Annotated in this window: 25 protein-coding genes; 2 read left to right on the top strand and 23 right to left on the bottom strand. The window is 32.1% G+C overall.

Annotated elements, in window-relative coordinates; genetic code table 11:
- Positions 1 to 157 precede the first annotated feature (157 nt).
- Both Q9968_RS00995 and cgi121 read left to right on the top strand, forming a co-directional pair.
- Positions 158 to 1,627, top strand: a complete 1,470-nt coding sequence (locus Q9968_RS00995; RefSeq protein ID WP_305512576.1) for a (R)-citramalate synthase — start codon at positions 158 to 160, stop codon at positions 1,625 to 1,627.
- Entirely contained in the window at positions 1,620 to 2,120 is a 501-nt protein-coding gene (gene cgi121 / locus Q9968_RS00990) for a KEOPS complex subunit Cgi121 (protein ID WP_305512574.1), read from the top strand. Before Q9968_RS00995 ends, cgi121 begins: the two co-directional genes overlap by 8 nt.
- Here cgi121 and Q9968_RS00985 read toward each other — a convergent pair.
- From Q9968_RS00985 to Q9968_RS00875, 23 genes are all read right to left on the bottom strand, one after another.
- Positions 2,104 to 2,388, bottom strand: a complete 285-nt coding sequence (locus Q9968_RS00985; RefSeq protein ID WP_305512572.1) for a hypothetical protein — start codon at positions 2,386 to 2,388, stop codon at positions 2,104 to 2,106. The genes cgi121 and Q9968_RS00985 overlap by 17 nt on opposite strands.
- The gene (locus tag Q9968_RS00980; RefSeq protein WP_305512570.1) at positions 2,379 to 3,050 is read right to left on the bottom strand and encodes a DegT/DnrJ/EryC1/StrS family aminotransferase; all 672 of its coding nucleotides are present in this window, start codon (positions 3,048 to 3,050) and stop codon (positions 2,379 to 2,381) included. Before Q9968_RS00980 ends, Q9968_RS00985 begins: the two co-directional genes overlap by 10 nt.
- On the bottom strand, positions 3,043 to 4,224 hold the full coding sequence (locus tag Q9968_RS00975; protein WP_305512568.1) for a hypothetical protein: 1,182 nt from the start codon (positions 4,222 to 4,224) through the stop codon (positions 3,043 to 3,045). Before Q9968_RS00975 ends, Q9968_RS00980 begins: the two co-directional genes overlap by 8 nt.
- 48 nt (positions 4,225 to 4,272) lie before the next feature.
- Positions 4,273 to 5,199, bottom strand: coding sequence for a glutamine-hydrolyzing GMP synthase (gene guaA, locus Q9968_RS00970; protein WP_305512567.1), 927 nt, complete (start codon positions 5,197 to 5,199; stop codon positions 4,273 to 4,275).
- A 1-nt stretch (position 5,200) separates the two neighbouring features.
- Complete coding sequence (locus Q9968_RS00965) at positions 5,201 to 5,461, bottom strand: hypothetical protein (RefSeq protein ID WP_305512565.1); 261 nt, start codon at positions 5,459 to 5,461, stop codon at positions 5,201 to 5,203.
- Positions 5,462 to 5,469: 8 nt separating this feature from the next.
- Positions 5,470 to 6,027 (bottom strand): GMP synthase subunit A, encoded by a 558-nt coding sequence (locus Q9968_RS00960; RefSeq protein WP_305512563.1) that lies wholly within the window; start codon positions 6,025 to 6,027, stop codon positions 5,470 to 5,472.
- Positions 6,028 to 6,550: 523 nt separating this feature from the next.
- Positions 6,551 to 6,910, bottom strand: coding sequence for a transposase (locus Q9968_RS00955; protein ID WP_305512561.1), 360 nt, complete (start codon positions 6,908 to 6,910; stop codon positions 6,551 to 6,553).
- 797 nt (positions 6,911 to 7,707) lie between these two features.
- Complete coding sequence (locus tag Q9968_RS00950) at positions 7,708 to 8,703, bottom strand: NAD-dependent epimerase/dehydratase family protein (RefSeq protein WP_305512559.1); 996 nt, start codon at positions 8,701 to 8,703, stop codon at positions 7,708 to 7,710.
- Positions 8,704 to 8,719: 16 nt separating this feature from the next.
- The gene (locus Q9968_RS00945) at positions 8,720 to 9,355 is read right to left on the bottom strand and encodes an HPP family protein (RefSeq protein WP_305512557.1); all 636 of its coding nucleotides are present in this window, start codon (positions 9,353 to 9,355) and stop codon (positions 8,720 to 8,722) included.
- 14 nt (positions 9,356 to 9,369) lie between these two features.
- Positions 9,370 to 10,200, bottom strand: coding sequence for a 4Fe-4S binding protein (locus Q9968_RS00940; protein WP_305512555.1), 831 nt, complete (start codon positions 10,198 to 10,200; stop codon positions 9,370 to 9,372).
- A 48-nt stretch (positions 10,201 to 10,248) separates the two neighbouring features.
- Complete coding sequence (locus tag Q9968_RS00935) at positions 10,249 to 11,184, bottom strand: carbohydrate kinase family protein (RefSeq protein ID WP_305512553.1); 936 nt, start codon at positions 11,182 to 11,184, stop codon at positions 10,249 to 10,251.
- A gap of 10 nt (positions 11,185 to 11,194) precedes the next feature.
- Positions 11,195 to 12,085: a formylmethanofuran--tetrahydromethanopterin N-formyltransferase gene (locus tag Q9968_RS00930; RefSeq protein ID WP_305512551.1), complete on the bottom strand. Its 891-nt coding sequence runs from the start codon at positions 12,083 to 12,085 to the stop codon at positions 11,195 to 11,197.
- Positions 12,086 to 12,094: 9 nt separating this feature from the next.
- Positions 12,095 to 13,138, bottom strand: coding sequence for a hypothetical protein (locus Q9968_RS00925; RefSeq protein WP_305512549.1), 1,044 nt, complete (start codon positions 13,136 to 13,138; stop codon positions 12,095 to 12,097).
- 3 nt (positions 13,139 to 13,141) lie between these two features.
- Positions 13,142 to 14,512, bottom strand: a complete 1,371-nt coding sequence (locus Q9968_RS00920; protein ID WP_342765930.1) for a 4Fe-4S binding protein — start codon at positions 14,510 to 14,512, stop codon at positions 13,142 to 13,144.
- Entirely contained in the window at positions 14,509 to 15,537 is a 1,029-nt protein-coding gene (locus tag Q9968_RS00915; protein ID WP_305512545.1) for a 4Fe-4S binding protein, read from the bottom strand. Before Q9968_RS00915 ends, Q9968_RS00920 begins: the two co-directional genes overlap by 4 nt.
- Positions 15,538 to 16,662 carry a nickel-dependent hydrogenase large subunit gene (locus Q9968_RS00910; RefSeq protein ID WP_305512543.1) on the bottom strand — a complete coding sequence of 375 codons (1,125 nt, stop codon included), beginning with the start codon at positions 16,660 to 16,662 and terminating at the stop codon, positions 15,538 to 15,540.
- The gene (locus Q9968_RS00905) at positions 16,659 to 17,108 is read right to left on the bottom strand and encodes an NADH-quinone oxidoreductase subunit B family protein (RefSeq protein WP_292792156.1); all 450 of its coding nucleotides are present in this window, start codon (positions 17,106 to 17,108) and stop codon (positions 16,659 to 16,661) included. The genes Q9968_RS00910 and Q9968_RS00905 overlap by 4 nt, the downstream gene beginning before the upstream one ends.
- A gap of 42 nt (positions 17,109 to 17,150) precedes the next feature.
- Positions 17,151 to 17,543: a DUF1959 family protein gene (locus tag Q9968_RS00900; RefSeq protein ID WP_305512537.1), complete on the bottom strand. Its 393-nt coding sequence runs from the start codon at positions 17,541 to 17,543 to the stop codon at positions 17,151 to 17,153.
- Between the two features lie 5 nt (positions 17,544 to 17,548).
- The gene (locus Q9968_RS00895; protein ID WP_305512535.1) at positions 17,549 to 17,857 is read right to left on the bottom strand and encodes an energy-converting hydrogenase subunit EhaL family protein; all 309 of its coding nucleotides are present in this window, start codon (positions 17,855 to 17,857) and stop codon (positions 17,549 to 17,551) included.
- A 7-nt stretch (positions 17,858 to 17,864) separates the two neighbouring features.
- Complete coding sequence (locus Q9968_RS00890; protein WP_305512533.1) at positions 17,865 to 18,119, bottom strand: hypothetical protein; 255 nt, start codon at positions 18,117 to 18,119, stop codon at positions 17,865 to 17,867.
- Complete coding sequence (locus Q9968_RS00885; RefSeq protein WP_305512532.1) at positions 18,116 to 18,988, bottom strand: respiratory chain complex I subunit 1 family protein; 873 nt, start codon at positions 18,986 to 18,988, stop codon at positions 18,116 to 18,118. The genes Q9968_RS00890 and Q9968_RS00885 overlap by 4 nt, the downstream gene beginning before the upstream one ends.
- 9 nt (positions 18,989 to 18,997) lie before the next feature.
- Positions 18,998 to 19,213 carry a DUF788 domain-containing protein gene (locus tag Q9968_RS00880; protein ID WP_305512530.1) on the bottom strand — a complete coding sequence of 72 codons (216 nt, stop codon included), beginning with the start codon at positions 19,211 to 19,213 and terminating at the stop codon, positions 18,998 to 19,000.
- 5 nt (positions 19,214 to 19,218) lie between these two features.
- Entirely contained in the window at positions 19,219 to 19,890 is a 672-nt protein-coding gene (locus Q9968_RS00875; protein WP_305512528.1) for a hypothetical protein, read from the bottom strand.
- Between the last annotated feature and the right edge of the window lie 3 nt (positions 19,891 to 19,893).

The raw sequence follows: 19,893 nt of genomic DNA, 5'->3' as shown, positions 1-19,893 counted from the left end.
CAGTAGTGAAGTCCTTTTGTGTTTTGTTTGTGTACTATGGTTTTCTATGGGAATTTCATTTCGCTGCAAGCTTTCTCTATTACAATTATTACTTACTATTTTTTTCAACTGTTCTTTTTATTACTAAATAACCCTATTGAATTTTTTTAGTGATTTTATGAATATTAAAGTATTAGATACAACATTACGTGATGGGGAACAAACTCCTGGTGTTTCATTAACTCCTTTAGAGAAATTAAGAATTGCTACAAAACTTGATGAGATCGGTATTGATTTTATAGAAGCTGGTTCTGCGATTACTTCTGAAGGTGAAAGAGAATCTATTAAACAAATTACTAAACAAAATTTCAATGCTGAAACTTTAAGTTTTTCAAGACCTTTAACTGTTGATATTGATTATTGCATTGAATGTGATGTTGATGCAGTTAATCTTGTTGTTCCAACATCTGATTTACATATTTCTGATAAATTGAATATTACAAAAGATGAACTTATGGATTTATCTGTTTCTGCTATCGATTATTGTAAAGATCATGGGTTAATTGTAGAATTATCCGCAGAAGACGCTTCTAGAAGTGATTTTAATTTTTTAAAAACAGTATTTTTAAATGCAATTGATCATGATGTTGATAGGATTTGTGTTTGTGATACAGTTGGTATTTTAACTCCTGATTCATCATTTGAATTATTTTCTAAATTAAATGATTTGCCTTGTCCTATTGCTTGTCATTGTCATAATGATTTTGGACTTGCTGTTGCAAATACATTATCCTCTATTAAAGGTGGAGCATCTGAAATCCACACCACTATTAATGGTATTGGTGAGCGTGCTGGAAATACTTCTTTTGAAGAATGTGTTGTTAGTATTGATAGGTTATTTCCTGATTTTTCAACTAATGTTAAAATCAATGAAATTTATGATATTTCTAAATTAGTTGCAAGATCTACTGGTGTGTATATTCAACCTAATAAAGCAATTGTTGGTGAAAATGCCTTTGCTCATGAATCGGGTATTCATTCAGATGGAATTATAAAAAATTCTGCTACTTATGAGGCTATTACTCCAGAACTGGTTGGACGTAAACGTAAATTTATCATTGGTAAACACATGGGTACTCATGGTTTAGATAGTAGATTAAAAGAAATTGGTTTAAATGTCAATGAGTCTCAACTTAAACAGATTTGTGATGATATTAAAGAATTGGCGGATAAAGGTAAAACAGTCACTGATGTTGATTTACAAGTTATTGCAGATAATGTTTTAGAAATCAATCAGGAAGATAGGATAAAATTAAATGAATTAACCATTGTTTCGGGCAATAAAGTAATGCCTACCGCATCTGTTAAAATTTCTATAGATGGTGAAGAAATATTAAATGCAGGTGTAGGTTTAGGTCCAGTAGATGCTGCAATTAATGCAGTTAAATCTTTAGATATATTTAAAGATGTTGATTTAATTGAATATCACGTAGATTCTATCACTGGCGGTACTGATGCTTTCATTGATGTGATTATTAAACTTCAAAAAGAAGATAAGGTTGTATCGGCAAGAGGTACTGAAGCGGATATTATTAATGCTAGTGTTAAAGCATATATTGCTGGAGTAAACAGGTTGTTAAGTGATTAGCGTGTATATGGACAATATTATAATTCTGGGTTTCAGAGCATCAATTGATTCTGTTGGGGATATACTTAATAAAATTAATTCTATTAAACAAGATGGTGAAATTATACAACTTCTAAATGTGGAGTCTATTGTTTCAAAGAATCATATAATTCATGGGGTTAATCAGGCATTTTTAGCATTTAATCGTGGCGAAAATTTGGCAAATGATATAAGTGTTGAAATTGTTTTAAGATGTTCTGCACAAAGACAAATTTCAAAAGCTTTTAAAATGTTAGGTTTAAAAGAGGGTGAAATGAATTTATGTGCGGTTTTAATAAACTCGAATGATTACACTAATGAGTTATCTTCAATGTTTAATTTAGATAATAATGTTTTAATTCCAAATGAGAAAAATTTAATGGAAATCTATGATATAAGTGATGTTGAAACTCAGATGATGTCTCTTGAAGAGGTTATAATTGATAGAATTACTAAGCTTACAGTTGATTATTAACTGTATCAATTATAATGTCTAAATATTCTTTTTTAAGACAACTGTAATCCAGATTTTTTATTTCTACACATATTGCTTTTTGTTTCACACGATTATAATTTGGACAGGCTGTAATAAATCCACTTTTATCTGTACTTAGTGATTTTTTCAAATTCCAACAAATTGATTTTGCATTATCATGGGGAATAATTACATTAAGACCTCTTTTTTTGTAATGTAATGTATTAGGTATATGTTTTTTTACATACTCTGTTGCATTTAATGACATGTCAAGATTTTTTTAACATTATCAATTTCACTATCTACACCACTGCATACAATTTGTGAAGTTTTACTTAATTTTTGAGGTATTGATGTTTTATTGAAAATCTCTTTGTTGTTCGTTGAGATAAATCCTCCTTCTCCAACATTAATAATTTTTGGAGAACCTGTAGAGGCAACAACGATGTTTGAAATCCGACCTAATTTGTTTTTGTTGTCCCCAATACCTGCTGAAGCATCTTCAATAGTTAAAATATCCCTGTCATTGCAATATTTATTAATTGATTTCACATCTTGCTCGGCAGTATATGCCGCAAAACTTGTAAATATCAGTGCTGAATTGTCTTTGTAATTTAGGTCATCCATATATTCAGTATTAATTAATCCTTCATCAGTCTTTAAAGTGATGATATTTTTATTTAAAAATCGCCCAATCTGTTTAAATCCATGCCATCCGCCTTGATCAGGAATGATTACATCACCTTCAATAGCTGCAAGAGCAATAAAAATACTATTATTTCCACTAGAAGTAATTTTAACATGTTCTTTACATGTCAGTTCTTTAATTTTAGCAATACAACTTTCTTCATAGTTTTTTTCAATATTTCCTTTTGCAACTTCGCACATCACTTCCAAAGTTTTATTGGATGGTTTTTTAAATTTAAACATTGTTTTCACTTTTAAAGTACATGTCTAATGTGGTTTGTTTTGTGTGAAGCATTTCATTAAGCAATGTTCCTTGTTTAACATATCTGCTAATAGGTATTTTTAACTTTGTACCTGCATATCTTAAAGCATCTTTCAATGTTTCAAACTCTAAATATGGTCTTAACATTGCTTCTTTAATGTTTTCACGTACATTAAAAACACCTAATGGTACATATCCATCATAAGCTTCCCTAAGTATCAATAAACCTGACTGTTTTTTAATTTTAAGTAAATAATCTAGAACTGCCATTTTAGCAGTATAATAACATCCTCCAACAATGGAATATTCCTTTTTACCGCCATTGGTTTCATAATCGGAAAATATTAATTCTTCATTTTTCATTAATTTAATGAATGCTTCATACCATTCGTATTGCCATTCAGTTGGGGTTAAAATTATAATATAATAATTGTTTAGGGCTCCGAATTCATAAACTCTATAAGAGTCCAGTCTTTCAAATTTTCTTACTTCTTTTAAAAATTCATCTGCTAATGTTGAATCGCAGGCAGTAATTGACCAACGTGTTGGAACAAGCTTTCTTTTATTTTTAGTACCGATGGCTCCAATTGAGAATGCTTTTTGCATTGCGGTGAAAGGAACCTCTTTATCATGCAGGTTCAGAACAGCTTCTGTTGCTTTTAGGTCTGTATCATAAAATGTTTTTTCAAGATGCCTATCCCATCTAACTGCATCAATATCAAATTTTTCAATAACAGCACTTGGACCATGAGGCATACTGTCTTCTGTAAGCAAAGACCCTCTTGGTTTTTTTCCAAAAGTAGCTTCACTATCTATGGATTTGGATGCAAGAGATATATCTCTGAGCTTTTCAACAAAAGGATTTTCTAAATCATCAATTTTTATTAATTGCTTACCTCTAACTAGATTCATTCTGTAATTAATGATTTCATCTTGAGTTTTATTTTTTCCAATCCACTCTTCTGGAGAATCCATAATTGAGGTATCTCCCATTTGCGAACTCATCATTGGTCCGGCGTAAACTTTAGGATATGACCATCTACCAATAAAAACTGATGGGGGTGTTGTTCCTTCAAGATTTTTTCCAATCTTAACAGATTTCATTTGAATCTGTTCTGTTAATTTGGCTAAATATGCATTTTTAGTTGTTTTCATTGTTTTAAAAAAAGTAAAAATTAAAAATACTAATTAAATAGTATTTTTTTAACAGAATTCAATGGTTGCAGGTGGCTTATCACTAACTGATAAGGCAACATGTGTAACTTCAGAAATTTCTGAAGTGATTCTTTTTGAAATAGTTTGAACAACTTCCCAAGGAAGTTCTGCAACAGATGCAGTCATTGCATCAATGGAGTTAACCACTCTAACTATAACAAGGTATCCAAAGTCTCTTCGGTCTCCTTTAACGCCGGTAACTTTAGTATCAGTTAAAACAGCAAAGTATTGCCATACATCTTTGTCGATGCCTGCAGCTTCAATTTCATCACAAACGATTTTATTTGCCTTTCTACAAATTTCAACATTTTCTCTGGTTAACTCACCAACTACTCGAACCCCAAGACCGGGTCCTGGGAAAGGCTGCCTGTAAACAGTTGTTGCAGGCAAGTCTAATTCATCACCAATTTCTCTTACTTCATCTTTGTATAAATCACGAATTGGTTCACAAAGTTCTAAAACCATTCCGCTAGGAAGAGCTAAGTTGTGGTGGGATTTGATTTTGCCTTTGGTTTCAATCCAATCAGGGGCAATAGTGCCTTGAACTAAGTATTTGGCATCGTATTTTTTTGCTTCTCTTTCAAATACCTCAATAAACACTTTTCCAATAATTTTTCTTTTTTCTTCTGGATCGTCAACACCTTCAAGGGCATCCATAAATTCATCAGAGGCATCAACAAATTTGAAATTTAATCTGTCTTTAAAAGTATTGGTTACTTGTTCAACTTCCCCTTCTCTTAAAAGACCATGATCAACAAAAATCGCAGTTAAGTTATCTCCAATAGCTTCATGAACAAGAACGGAACAAACTGAACTATCTACTCCACCAGACAATGCAATTATAGTTTTTTCATCACCAATCTGTTTTTTAATTTTTTGCACAGCATCTTCGATAAATTCTTTAGGACTTAACATTTTATTCCTCTTCTTCATCTTCTTCGTAATCTTCAATAATTTGTTTAATCATAGCTTCAAGCCCATTGTCATTTCCTGATTCAATAGCTTCAAAGATATCATCAAATTTAACAAATTTTTCTAATTTTACAGATTTAGCACCAATACCTGAGATTTTAAAATCATATTCTCCATCACCGATTGGGAGGGTAACATATTGTTTTTTCAATCCAATTTTAAATTCATTTGCTTTATCTCTTAAATCATCAGCGTTATCAATCATAATTACACCTATTTTTGACATATTTCGTAAAAATTTTTAAATATTATTTCTCCTTTTAGAGTATGATGCACTTCTGGATGGAATTGTATTCCGTAAACATCTTTTTTTGCATGTTTAAAGGATTCGACATCGCATAAGTTTGAACTAGCTAAGACTTTAAATTCATCAGGGATTGTTTTTACTTCATCTTTATGTGAAGACCAAACATCCATTTCAGGGGCAAGTCCTTTAAATAAGTTTTCATCATCATTAATATTAATTTTAACTTGAGCATAACTTTCAGTGTCAGACGTTGTGACTTCGCCACCATATGTTTTTGCAATTAATTGGTGGCCTAAACAAATTCCTAAAATCGGAATGTCAAAATGCTTAATGTATTCCTCACTATTTCCAGCATCTTCAAGAGACGGACCTCCACCTAAAATTAATCCAGTTGGATTTTTAGCTTCAATTTCTTCTATTGAAAGAGTGTTTGAAACTATTTCAGACGGGATATTGAGGTATTGCAAACTTCTCTGAATTCTATGATTATATTGGCCTTTATTATTAATCACTAAAATTGTCATGTTATACTCCATCAAAATATAATGATATTATTTTTGGTGTTTGTATTTATATATAGTTCATTAAAACATGGAACGATAACACTAATAAGAAACATGATGCATCACAAAATTAACCTCTATAAAAATATTACATTTTAATATTTTACTTCATCATATTTATAATTATAGTTTTATTTTCATTTTTTGATGGTTTTTGGGTTTGTCTCTTCCAAAAACTTGTGTGATTTGAATTTCCACTAGTTTTTGAATCACGAAATTTTTTCTTTATTTTAAAAACCTTGTAGAAACCATCCTTTAAAATATTTGTAATGCTCTGTAAATGTTGTATAATACTTTTTTGAGTTTTGTTTCCTTATTTTGGAGTGATGTACTTCTACTATAGTTTCCACCGCCAAATCTTCATTTTATTACAAAAATAACACTTTCTACATTCATTCTTCGTGCGTAAACATCGTGCCAGAAGATTGTAGCGCCGTTTAGTCTGTAATGTCCTGTTTTTGCTCGTGTTTTTAATGGTATTTGGTCATGCTCCTAATTCTTCGTTAATGCATTTTTTTATGGGTTCTGTATCGTATGCTCTGTCTGCTAGGGTGTAGTGTGGTTTGTATGATTTTAATTGTCTTATTGATGCTATTGCGAATTGTGTATCGTATTTTGGACCTCGATTTGCTGCGTAATTTAAGATCATTCTTGTGTCGACATCGATTGCAATATGTTTTTTAATGTAACTTTTTCTGCATTTTCCCCTTATTTTTGCGTAATAATGGTCAGCATAGTCACTTGTGTGGCCAGTTCCATCCATTGTAGCCAATTCACAATCTATTGGATGTATAAATAATATTAAATTGTTAATTCTTTCAATTTTGTATTGACATTCGGACAAAGAATTTCTGGATTGTTGTGTAATGTGTAACTTTGTAAAGTTTTAAAAATTTGGTTATTTTATCAGAAACGTCTAAAAACTCAATTATTTGATATGTTGATTTTAAGTAAGTTTTCATTAATAAAATAGTAAATAATTGTGGTTGATTATAATATGATTGCTATAATCACTAGAATACCTGAAATATCCTCTTGCATAGTTAAATGTTAATTCAACAAAATCAAGCAATTTATTTTGGTTTAACCAATTTTAAATAGTTTTTCCCCATTTGTTTTTCCATTAATCTCAAGTCCAAATGTTTGAATGTCTACAATTAATAGTAATATGGAGAATAGTTTATTTTACTATACATATTAATAATTATTCTCCATTCTACTATTTATAACTTTCCATCATGTTTTTTGATTAATAGCAAGTATTATTTCAAGTAAAAAATTAAAGCAATAAAATCGCTTAAACTCTAAATTTAGCATTCTTGAAAAATTTTTGCGAAGAACAAAATCAAGTGTAAACCAAAGAAGAATAAAATATTAAAATCAAAAATAAAGAGAAAATATGAATTATCTGACAAAATAAGCAAATATTAACGATATTCACTCAAATTTTGACATGGTTTCTACAAGGTTAAAAATTAAAAATCAGTACCAAATCGGACACTTCCAATTTATAAATAGAATCCCCCAAAACTTAACTTTCTAGTAATGCTGAAACAAAGGGGAGATTTAAAAATAACAAAATTATGAAAAAATTTTGCTTTTAAATGCATAGATTCGCCATGGACATTTAATCACAAAAAATTAAAATTCAGTTGACTCTTGAATATTGTCCCAATTTTCACAGAACCACTCATGAGTCCTTTCAAGTCCCTCGTCAAATGAAACTTTAGGAGAGTATCCTAAGATATCTTTTGCTTTATCAATTGAAGATAATAACTTAGTTTTTGCATCCCAATCACGACGGGCAACATAATTAATACCTGCTTCGTTTCCAGTTAATGTATTTACCCTGTTAGCCATGTCGATTACTTTGTGATCTTTACCTGAACCTAAATTGATAGCTTCACCTATAGCTTCTTCTTCAATGCCCATAGCAACCAAACCATTACAGATATCATCGACAAAAGTCCAATCCCTTGTTTCTGAGCCATCTCCAGTAATTGGTAAAGCTTGCCCATTTTTAGACCAGTACATAAAGTTTGGAATAACGTTTCTGTATTTACCTGGAACTTCACCAGGACCAAATACATTAAAGAATCTTGCATTTACAATGTCCATATCATATAAGTTATGGAAATAATTAGTATAAAGTTCTCCTAAGAGTTTTGTTACCTGATAAGGAGTGTGAAGTGAAATTGAAATATCGTGTTCTTGGAATGGCATTTTAGAGTCAAGGCCATAAACACCACATCCAGATGAAGAGTAAACAAACCTATCAACACCAGTAAGTTGTGCATATTGAAGTACTTTTAAAATTCCAATACCGTTAACCATTAAATCTTTTTCAGGATTATCAACACTGTTTTGATTTGCAAAGTGGGCCGCTAAATGATATACGTAATCTGGTTTTTGTTTAAATACTCTTTTTAAAACAGCATCATCTAAAATATCCCCTTGGATAAACTCAATATTATCTCTAGAAGGAATATTCCATTCATATGCAGATGAAAGATTATCCAAAATAATTACTTTTTCAGCACCTAAGTCTGAAAATTTACGGGTTAGATTACTTCCAACACAACCTGCCCCACCAGTTACAAGGATTGTTTTATCTTGATATTCCATATATTCTTTCATAATTATCATTTTAAATTTATTTTTTAGCTCTGCCAACTCTGCGAGCAATAACCATTTCTCCAACGGAAATTAACCCTGCAAAGAATTTTTCAAGTCCTCCTGTTGCCCAAATTGCTTCACCAAATGTAGAACTCATAATATTAGCTTCATATTCTTTAGGGGAAACTTTTTGGCCAGTTGTCTTTTTAGATACTAAAGCAGATGCCAACATTAATTCATCCCAAGTTACTCCCTTGAGTTGGTTTTGCATCGCCTTATATAAACTTTCAACTTTAATGTCATATAAATCTGATAGCAACACCACAATATCACAAGAACGAATCATACCTATTACCTGATTATCATCATTCAATACAGGAACTGTAACAAATTTATTGTTTGCAGTTAAAATTACTGCTTTTCTTGCAGGATCATCTTCATGAACTGTAGAAACTTGATCAGAACTATTCATTACTTCTGAAATTTTTTCATTACCTTCCCTTAGACCTTTTGTAATGTCAAATGCTGTAATCCATCCAATTAATTGTTGTTTATCATTTACAACAGGACAAGTAAACCGTCTAACTTCCTCCATAGCTTTTGAAGATTCAACAACACTATCATTAGCGTTTAAGTATACGAAATTTTTATCCATCAATTCTTTTGCTTTCATAAACAGACACCTTTTTATTCAATTTCAACTCTTTTAAGCGCTCCTACCGGACAATGATTAGTACATTCAACACATCTTATACATTTATCATTGTCTAAAACAACTTTACCATCCACTAATTCAATAGCGCCTGTTGGACAATTCTCTTCACATAAATAACAATTTACACAAGATTCATGATTTACCTCAATGAATCTGGAATGTAAGACTGGTCCGATATATCTGTCTAACTCAATTGCAAAGTCATTTAGTGAGATTTCCCGACAAGCACCACATCCTATACACATTTTTTCATTGATATAGGGATATAATTCATCTTCAATTAACTCAATTCCCCAATCAATATCTAAATTCTCAAAGAATTCTTTAAATTCAAGAGTAAATGCATTTGTAGGACATAAGTTTGCACAATCATCCCAATTATTATCATCGACTGAATAATCAATTGAAATACTGTTCATACGAACTACTCTATGGGCACAACTGACATTTATTAAATCATATTCAATTACTTCCCTTTCATCTTCATGATTATAACTAATCTTATTATCAATCAGTTTAATTGCTGAAACAGGACAAGTTTGAACACAAATTTCACATTTAACACATTTTTCAGTTATTTTAGCCATTCTAAAAATATTAGCTGGTTCGATTGCATTAACTGGACATTCTCCAACACAGGTATTACACCTTACACATCTAGGTGAAACAGCAAATATTTCTTCATCTGCACTAAAATCGTCTAGTGCAAACTGAAAATCATCACCATCATCATCTAACTCAACAGATTTTAAAAGAACTTCACGTTCTAAGTTTTTTACCTGTTTTATAAAAGATACATTCATTTTAATACCAACTAAATAATTTATTCTTATAATTGTATATGATTTTCATTATTTAAAAAATTCCTCTAAATCTTTTAAAGTAGGAAATTTTTCCATTCCAAATCCTTCAATAGATTTACTAGCTACCCAATTTCCGATATTGCATGATTTTTCCAAATCATATCCTTTTAAATATGAATATAAGAATCCGCTGTTGAAACTGTCTCCAGCACCAGTGGTATCGACAACATCGCATTTAAATGATTCAACTTCACATTCTCTTGAATTGTTAATTGCAAATGCTCCTTTTGATCCTCTTTTTACAACAACAGTCTCTATTCCCATGTCTAAAAATCCAATAGCCAATTTTTTTAAAGGATCTTTATTATTATTACATAATAATCGCAATTCTGATTCATTTATCAGTAATATATTAGTTCTCTCAAGTATGGGCTTTAATTCGTCAAACCCTTTTTTAACATACAGCATTCCAGGATCAAAACTTAATATGCATTCATCATTGAGTTTTTCTAATAGATCTATTTGAGCTTTAAATGAATCTCCAACAAAGGAAGTATAATGCATTATTTTACATCTCATAATGTTTAACGGATTAATCTCACCAATTTTTATTTCATCATTAACCCCTGGATCAATGTAGAGACCACGATTACCTTCCCCATCGACAAAACCTAAGCATTTTCCAGTTGATCCTGTTTCTGAGTAGATTAAATTATTAGTGTAAACTCCATTTACAGCTAAATGATACTCCATTAAATCCCCATCCGCATCTTCGGCAATTTTACCGATAATTGAAGTTGAACAACCTAAACGGGCAAGACCAACAATAGTGTTAGTTGCTGATCCCCCCGGAGTGTCAGTTTCACTTTTAATAAAACTTTCCCCATCTTTTGAGACTATATTCTCTACTGAATAGAGCTTATCTACATTTAACGCTCCAAATCCGATAATTTCAGCGTTTAAATCATTGTCAAAAATTTCCATCTTTAAAACCTTACTTTAAAATATCTAATAGATTAATATTTTTATCTCCAAGTTTACCATCAAAGTTGCCTGCAGATATTCCCATTACACCATCAAATTCTAAAGCAGCATCAATACCTGCTTTGACAGCTTCATTCATGGATTTTTCATCAATTGCATTTATTACAACTTCAGGAATATACTTGACACCTTCTGGAACTTTAGATTCATCACCTAAACGTTCTTTTAGAGAAGGACAATAAACATGATTTGTAGTCGGACCGATTTCTGGATAATTGGTTTCTGGTTTTGAAGCGGCAGAACATATATCGAATGGTGTTGTTGCTCCTTCCACATTCATGATAGCTTCAATAATGGCATCACCAGCATCCAAGACTGCTTCTTGAGTTTTGCATAAATACCAGAAATTACCTCCCATAGTTCCATCATTTATTTTAAATTTGTCTTCAATCTGAAAATCCGGTACAGCAATTGGCACATTAATCATTTTTCTTCCATATTCTTCAACAACCCATTCATATCCATCGCCACAGTGCCCTACAATCCCCATCATTTCAATATATCCATCACTTGGCTTATCCGAGTAGTCGAAAATGCGTGTGAATGGTTTAACTAGTACATCTTGTCTCAATTTATAAGATAGTTCAAATGCAAATTTGTCTACATCGTTGCCACCTAACCAGTATTGTACAATTGCTCCAAATCTATTATCTGGAGTCTGTGATTCATCTAAAAATCCTTCTACTCCACCTTCCACTCTTCCAATAACTGCACTTGGAGTTGAAGTTGAGTCATATGCCGCTCTTTTTACAATAGCTTCATTAGGGCCTGTAATTAAGGCTCTTACATATTTTCCTTGAAATGCTTCAAAGAATGTGTCTTGCACGTTATCATAATTCATTTTATACACCTAACCTAATCCACCTATATCTTGACCGCGAATATTATTTCTCATCTCTTTACTGGCTTTTAATAACTCCCCATAGTTTTCGTCAGTTATTATCTGAATTATTGGATAGTTTTTAGTAAATGCCGTGAAAAACTTATTTTTAATATCCGCATTGATATTATAGTCATCGAATAGTTTTTTTAAATCTTTTGAAAAATTATAATCCTTAATAAATTGTAAAACTTTATTTTTATCATATTCTGCATAAATATTTGCAATTACTGCGGTTGTTACAGCACTTGGAGATATTATTGCAATTTCAGCTGCTTTTAAAGGATATTCATTACCATTGAATGATATGCTGATGCCATTGTTTTTGCAAGCGAAATCTAGCGGTTCTACATCGGTAATGCTATCACCAATATAAAGTATTTCATTGGCATTAATGTTGTCTTTTTCAATAATCTTATCAATAGCTAATTTTTTTCCTTGACCGCCAACAACTTCTATATCTTTGATTTTCTCATAAATTCCCATTTTTAGAATTTGATTAAATAAAATATCATCGAATAACTCATAATCTTCCGGATTAGTTAAAATTAAATCTTTAAATTCGATGATTTTTTGAACTTCCTCTTTATTTAATTCCAATCCATCCACATCAACATTTGTATAATATGTATTTTCAAAAGGAACTTCCATATAATCAGAAACTGCTTTAATATATTGACCGTAACTTGTGCTTACAATATATGTATTCATAGCTTCTTTCAAATAATTTAATAGGAATCTTGAGTCGGGAACAGCGCAAATATTATTCTGTGAAAAATCAATGAAATCATCATTAGTAAGATTTTCAACTACAAAGAACGGTAAAATTAACTTCAAAGTGTTGCCCGCTTTATAATTTTCCTTTTTAACTATCTCTACTAAATAATCGTCATATGAACTAAGGATTTTAAATAATTCCCCACCATCCTGAATGAAATTAACTGCCAGTTCATAAGCGTTGTCATTTAAGGTCAGTGGACCTTCACAATCGGTAATAAATGATTTTTCGAACATGATTCACCTAAAGTTAACTATCCTAATTGCATCTAGCGGACAAATTGCTTCGCAAGTTCTACAATAAATACATTTTTCACTGTCAAAATCTATTTTATCATCTTCAGTTAATGATAAAGCCTCGACTGCACAATTTTTAACACAAATTCCACAAGCCTGACATTTATCATCTGCAAGTGAAAAGTCCCCAGTTCTTTGCTTGTATAAATAAGACCTTGCATAGTATAAGTCTTGATCTTTACTGTAAAAGTAATCATCATATGCTCCAATAGCATCAAATTGACATGTTTCAACACATTTTCCACAGTATATGCAATTATTGTTGATTGTAATTGGATTTGGACCATTTAATTCAATTGCATTAACCGGACAAACATTGTAACATTCCCCGCAAGCTATGCATTTTTTATCATAAACCTCAATATTCCTATCCATTAGATAAGATCCAACTAATTTTGTGAATTTATCAATTTCTATACGAGTATCTAAACTAATCTTTAACTCTCGCTCCATCATGTCATTAACTTTACATTCAATGAAATGTTCAAAGCTTTGATCATTGAATTCTAAAGCAGTATCTTTTCCTACTTTTTCTAAAACTTTATTTAAGCTAATTAAATCTAGAGACAATTTTTTAACATCATAGTCTATGATGCTGGATACGATATCATAAGATTTGATTTCACTATACATTCTGTAAGCTTTTTTACGTGAAGAATACTTTATAGCTGTTGAAGGGCAAGAATGCATACATTCCTCACATCTTGCACAATATCCTGGGTTGATATAAGGCAGTTTATTGGTTTTGCCTACATTAATAGCTCCCATTGACGGACATACTCTTGTACAGGTCATACAGCCAATACACTTATTTTGGTCAACAACAATGGCCTTACCTCCTTTAACTGTTTTAGGAAGCAATTCCCCATATTTAATCGCATCAGTGGGACATACTCTAAAACAATATCCGCATCTAACACATGTATCCTTATCAATTTTACTGTGAGGTTCATGTTTTCCGTCGGATACAATATGAATTGAACCATTTTTACATGCCTGAACGCATGCTCCACATGCTTTACAAAGCTTAGTGTTAATGTTTGGAACATTTTCTTTTAAAGGAGGATCCATATTTACATCAAGAGATATTGCATCATAAGGACAAGCATTGCGACACAATACACAACCAAAGCAAGTATTTCTTAATTTAATAAGACCATCGCTTTCATCAAGATAAATTGCATCAATAGGGCATGATTGAAGGCACGGTTTATCAATACATGCCATGCACCTAGTTTGGTCAACAATATAATCCACATCAACATGCCTTAGTGGTCTTGGTGTTTTAGTAAAACTATCAATCATAACACTCACTCCATAAATAGCTCACCATTTAGATTAGATGCCTTTACTGTAACGTGAATATTTTCACCATCATCAAGTGAAAACTTAGCAATGAAGTACTTAATTACTGAAAAGGGACAAGTTTGGTAACAAATACTGCATCTTAAACATCTATCTTTATCTCTCACAATTGTATCATTTTCTCCATCAAATGAAATACATCCAGTCGGACAATCTGGAATGCATAATTGGCATTTTTTACATTTTGATTTATCCCAATCAATAATTCTGACTTTAAGCCTGTTAACAGCATTAGTTATTATTTCTAGAGATATTTCTTCATCAGGAATTATTTTTAATGCCTTATCCAATATAACTGAAAGCGGCACGTCATACTGTAGAAGCCCATCCTTTTCTAAAGAGCGCAAGTCTTCCTCTTTTGAATTAATGTAATCCTCAAGATAATTTACACACAAAAGTATTATATCCTTTTGATCTTGGAGGTTTTCAATAAATACCCCTTTCATTGCACCATTTACAGGACAAACATTAACACACTCCCCGCAAGAGATGCATTTAAGCTGATCAACAACCACTTTTCCATCATCTAGACCAATAGCTTCAACAGGACATTGCTTCATACATTTTTTACATTTAATACATAAATAATCATCAACAATGTATTGCCTTTTTGATGGAATAATATTGAATTCCGGTAAAATTAAATGATTCAAACCACACTCTAATGTTTTTGGATCTGTCGGGCAAACTTCAGCACAAAAACCACAACGAATACATGCTCCTGCCGTGATTACAGGATATGTTAAACCTTCACCATCTTCACTGTCTTCATCACGAACTAATTTAATTGCATTTGGCGAAGGGCAAGATACAGTACATGCTCCACAACCGATACAGTATTCTTTATTTACTTTTGGAAAGTCTCTGAAACGTTCCGGTTTTTCAACAATTTCAGGTTCGGATTTTGCATTGGCAAATGCATCTGCCCAAGCTTTTCTAGCAAAATCGTAAATATACCACATTAATGAGGCCATTTACCTCACCTCATCTAAACGTTTTGTAATCGTTTTTCCAGATTCATTTGTTATGGCTACTCTTTCAGCACATGCAACACAAGGATCACATGACGCATAAGTAGATACGGCATCGGCAACTGTTGGAACATCACGAATCATGTATTTTGCACAAGAATCCATATTTGGAATACTTGGAGTTCTAATAGTTATGTTTTTGATTAAATTACCATTAGTTTCAACCATATAGGTAACTTCACCACGTGGAGCTTCATTTTTACGCATTGCATAACCTGATTTAATTTCAGCAGGAGTACGAACTTCACCATCAGGCATATTTTCAATAGCTTGTCTAATTAAACTAATTGATTCTGGAATTTCATCGAATCTTGTTAATGTTCTTGCATAATTGTCCCCTTCCTTACGTTTTATAACTTTAAAATCAAAATAATCATCATATGTGTAATGTCCTATGCGGTAATCTTCCTTTACATCAGATGCTCTTCCAATAGGTCCCACAGACCTTCCTTTAATAGCCTCTTTTTTAGACATATACCCTATGCCTTTGCACCTTAAACCAAGTGCAGGACCTTCTGCAAATAGTGCTCTGACTATATCAAAACGGTCTTCTATCTTTTTAAGATTTTCAAGAATTGGATTAAAATGGCGCTCATCTGCATCCATCCTAACACCACCAACTACATTCCAACCCATATTAACTCTATTACCCGTTAAAAGTTCAATAGCATCCATTGCATACTCCCTTAATTCTAAAACATGCATGAATAATGTTTCATGATCCATTGATTTGAAAAATGTGGAATTTGCAAGTAAATGACTCTGAATCCTATCAAGTTCATTGGTTATAACTCTTAAAAATTGAGCTCTTGGCGGTACAGAAACATCTGAAATTTGTTCGATAGATTCTGCAAATGTTTGTGTGTGTTCATATGAACAAATACCACATACTCTTTCAGATAGATAAATTCCTTTCTGCCAAGTCTTTCCTTCAATTATTTTTTCAATTCCCCTATGCACATAACCATATTCAAGTTCGGCTTTAACAACTCTTTCACCTTCAGTTTGAAGTTTTAATCTGATAGGTTCTTTTAAAGCCGGGTGAATCGGACCAATTGGTACTATCATTTTTGTTCCCTCCCACGATCAGCAATAGCTTGAGGTCCAACAGCTAAAATAGCTTCTAATATTTCATTAGGTCTTGGTGGACATCCTGGAATTTCTGCTGCAACGGGGATGAAATTAGATGCAGGTGCATTTACGTGACCTCCTTCCTGATTAAATACATCTCCAGATATTGGGCAGTTTCCAACTGCTACGGCAATTTTTGGTTCAGGAGCCTTATCATAAATTCTTTTTAAGTTATCCTTCCATTGTTCGGTTACAGCACCTGTTAACAATAGAACATCAGCTTCGCGAGGATTATTGTGAACATATATACCATACTGCTCTAAATCATATCTTGGAGATAATAATGCAACACACTCTACGTCACACCCATTACATCCACCACAATTTACAATACAGACGTGAATTGAGCTTTTTCTCACAACATCCTTAATAGCGTCTAACATCGTACTCCCTCTTTATTTCAATAATATAATATAAAATAAACATCAATATTTAGCTTCTTTTTTTAATAATTCAAATAATTCTAATTGACCTTCTTTTAAGGCATCTTCATAAGATTTTCCATTTTTAATTTTATTTACCATGCTCATTTTGAGATTTTTAGCATCTTCATGAGTGATTAACTCCAAAGTATCGCTGAACCAGCACAATCTCAAATCAGCATTTAATTTCTGATAAATACAAATATCCTGAGCAGATTCAAATGTTGCATGTAATGCTTGTAAATCCGACATATTTAATGAATTAAATAATATTTCTTCTAATTCTTCAGTAGTGCAGTTAAATTCCTTAGAAAGCGGAACTATAATGTCCCTCTGCCAGGCATAACTTCTTATTATTCTAGTCTGCATTAATTTCAATTTAGCATCGTCGTCCATTTCCATCATCCTATACTACTCATTTTCAATAATGCATATGCAATAATACCTAAAATTAATCCAGCTGCAGTTTCTTTTCTACCATATCCCGGCCTTTCACCCATTACAAATCCTGCAAGGAGAAAACCTACAGCCGATAAAATAATATTGCCTGAATTAAATCCTAAAACCCATCCTACAGTTGAAATTATGGCAAATGGAGTATTGAACCCGGTTACTGCTACAAATGGTTCAGCATGCTTACTATAACTGTAAAGTAAACCAATAATTGATCCTGCTGCAAATGTAAGTAAATAAATCATATAATCAAACATAATATCCCTACATCACCTTATAAAGCAATATAAATGAACAGATTATTGCCATGAATGTTATTGTAAAACATAATTTCTCCATACTTTCTATTTTATGTGAAAAATTGCCTTTTGCTTGGAATAAAAACACAGCCAGAATAATTCCCATAATTACAATAGGAGCAAGGACAGCTGAGTGCAAAAATGTTGCAAGTAAAGCAACGAATATCACGCCAACAGCAACCAATGCGGTCAAATACACAAATACATCTTCACTATTCATACTACCATTCCTGAAAATATCATTACTATAGTTCCAAAGAAGCAAATTGCTCCAATGGTAATTTGAGTCATGACTGAATGATTTGGACTTAATAATGGAGTAGTTGCATTAATAAATCCGGTGACAAATGAAATCACAACCATTCCAATCAAATATCCCACAGCATCCAATGGACCGAAGAATATTGTTAAAAATACCCAAAGCAATACATACCATGCAATTGATTCGGAAAATAACATGAATCCTCTTAAGAATCCAAAGTGCTCAGTTTCAAATCCAGATATTAAAACTTTATCTTTAGTTATTCCAAATGGAGAGTATGGAGATTTTGTAATAATCAACATGAAAAACATTAAGGCCGCAAGTGGAATTGAAAATACTAAAGGGCCATGAACAGATTGGTAAGTAATTATTTCCCCAATATTCATTGAACCTGTCATCAAGTAAACGAATATAATGGCTGCGAATAATGGGAGTTCAGTTGCCGCTGAAAGTACAGCCCTTACACAACTTAATTTACCATATGGCGAACCGGAACTTGACCCGGCGTTATGCTCAACAATTTTGTAAACTGCATAAACGCCAAATAATATTAATAATGAATCATGAGCCACAGGTCCCGCAATAACACCAACAACCCAAATCAAAGCTAATATAAACACAATACCGACATAGAAAACTTTAGATGTAGTTTTTGGAATTGCTGTTTCCTTAAAGAAAAATTTTAATGAATGTATCAATTGCTGGACAATAGGCGGTCCTGGACGTTTCTGTACACGTGCCATTACTTTCCTATGCAAACCTAGAAGCAAACTCCCTGCTAGAAATGCAATAATAACTTGAATTAATATTTCTGCCATTAAATTCATAATACCACTCTAATACCCAGTAAATGGTTCTTTAACCCTTTCATCCGCATCTTCAGGTTTTGGTTTGGCCATAGTTAATAAACCAAGAGATAAAACCCATAATGGAATACCAAATATAGATACAGTATAAACTACCCATGCATCGAAGTTGATTATCAAGCATGAAAGAATAGCTATTGATGATAATGCCAATAATATAATACACACGATTTTTTGATTTATCATACTCTCTACCACAATACCAATAATAATATTTCAACAGCCCTTACAATAATAAACAATGAACTTAAGTGGATAATGACGATGAATGGAGATCCAGCAGTCCTGAACATCTCCGCTTTACTTGCAAAGAACGGTGCCACTCCACTTTCACCCAGAATACCAATCAACATCAATATTGCACCAAATACGACCATCGGACTTGCAGGCATTTGAGATAAAACCGCAAGAGACAATGTTCCAGTTGCAGCAAGAATAATAGCCGCACCACCAAATAACGGTAAACTACACATCATAGCTATTAATCCATAATTAAATGCAGAGTTCAGTACAGTAGTTTGCTTAACCGCCGATACGATACCAATGTTTAAAATACCTACTAACGCCATGAATAATGTGAAGTTAAATAAATCCCCAGTAATCATTGCTCCTGCAGATGCAATACCGCAAATAATTGATAAAAATCTTCTTTGTTTAAATTCTTTAGGACCTACTTTTACCTCAGTATTATTTAAATAATGCATAGTAGCTTCGATTTGAGTTTCGGGTTTACTTAATGCAATTAATAAGGTAAAACCAAGTAAAACTGCAAACAAGAACAAATTAAATGGAGTTAAATATAATACGATATCTCCAAGTGGAATTATTCCAAGTAAATTTCCCCCTAATGTAACGAAATCCATTTT

The sequence above is a fragment of the Methanobrevibacter sp. V14 genome, from assembly GCF_963082475.1.
Taxonomy (GTDB): Archaea; Methanobacteriota; Methanobacteria; order Methanobacteriales; family Methanobacteriaceae; genus Methanocatella.
This window is presented reverse-complemented; position numbering and strand designations above follow the sequence as displayed.